This window comes from Rhodococcus phenolicus (genome assembly GCF_001646785.1).
Lineage (GTDB): Bacteria > Actinomycetota > Actinomycetes > Mycobacteriales > Mycobacteriaceae > Rhodococcus > Rhodococcus phenolicus.
The window spans coordinates 1-1,390 of sequence record NZ_LRRH01000134.1 but is presented as its reverse complement, the minus strand read 5'-3'; the positions used below and the strand labels follow the sequence as shown (position 1 = coordinate 1,390).

General features: G+C 65.1%; 1 protein-coding gene. It reads left to right on the top strand.

All coding sequences use genetic code 11. The features are described from left to right. The first annotated feature begins 270 nt into the window (after positions 1 to 270). Positions 271 to 1,368: an IS110 family RNA-guided transposase gene (locus A8G15_RS27115; RefSeq protein ID WP_068166203.1), complete on the top strand. Its 1,098-nt coding sequence runs from the start codon at positions 271 to 273 to the stop codon at positions 1,366 to 1,368. Positions 1,369 to 1,390: the final 22 nt, after the last annotated feature.

The window sequence follows — 1,390 nt, the reverse complement described above, 5'->3', positions numbered from 1 at the left end:
TCCGACTTGTAATGGAGCGAGCGGATACGTAGTCGGGGTAGCTGCCCGTAGCGTTCCGTAGCAGACCGGAGGACAGTGACCCGGAAGGTTCCTGTCACCCACCGTCAGATGGGTTGACCTGTGATGGGTGTGTCGCCCTCCGGTCTGCGTTCGCGGAGTGACTCGAGAGAGGCGTGACCACCGACCCCGAAAATCTTGGCAAGGTACCCGAAGTCGGAATGTCCTCCGCGGATTCCCCCCTTGCACGGATACGAGAAGGGAACCGCTTCCATGATCGTCATCGGGATCGACCCACACAAGAGCACCCACACCGCCACCGCCCTCGACCCGGCCAGCCACACCGAACTCGGATCACTGCGCATCGACGCCACCACCGACGGCTACACCCGACTGTCGAACTGGGCCGCCCAATGGCCCCAGCACACCTGGGCCGTGGAAAACGCCTCCGGCCTGGGACGACACCTGAGCCAATGGTTGCTCGCCCAGCACGCCGTCGTCGTCGATGTCCCGGCTACCGCCACCGCCCGAGTCCGGGAACTGTCCGGCAGCCGCCGCAAGAACGACCGTCTCGATGCCGCCGCTGCCGCCGGCATCGCCGCCGCCCAAGGACACAGCCACCCTGTCGACCCCGAAGGACCGACCACGGTGCTGGCCTTGCTCGACGAACACCGCACCAACCTCACCGGTCGTCGCACCCGCATCGTGAACCAACTGCACGCGTTGCTCCGTGATCTGCTGCCCGGCGGTGCCCCGTCCCGCAACGCGCTGACCGCGGCAACGGCGTCGCGGATTCTCGAGCAGGTCCGGGCCTGTTCGAACGTCGAGCGGATCCGTGTCGGGTTGTCTCGGGAGTTGATCGAGGAGATCACCCGGCTCGACGGGGCATTGACCCGCAACGAGAAGCAGATGGCGCTCATGCTCGACGAGCACGGCACCCGGTTGCGTGAGGTCGCCGGGATCGGTCACATCATCGCGGCCACGTTGGTCGGGCGCACCGGTCGTCCCGATCGGTTTCCGTCGGCGGCGGCGTTCGCGAGCTATTGCGGGACGGCGCCGGTTCAGGTGGCCAGTGCCGATTTCGAGGTGCATCGGGTCAGTCGTGAGGGGGATCGACAGCTGAACTGTGCGATACACATGATCGCGACCACCCAGATTCGTATGCCCGGCAGTGCTGGTCGGTCGTTCTACGACCGGTATCTCGCCGCGCATCCGCCGGCCTCGTCCGGCAGGACTGCTGGGGTTCGTGCTCGGCGAGCTGCCAAACGTGCTCTCAAACGACATATCGCTGGCTATGTTTGGAAGCTCATGCTCGCCGATCACAATCGTCGCTGTTCGAAATCGGGTCGGGAGTCTTCTGCTGTGGCTTGACAACAGAGAGGCACCCATCACC

Bases quoted from the DNA above. Each gene is read 5' to 3' on its own strand.
- A8G15_RS27115 (WP_068166203.1), top strand. From the start codon at position 271: ATGATCGTCATCGGGATCGACCCACACAAGAGCACCCACACCGCCACC.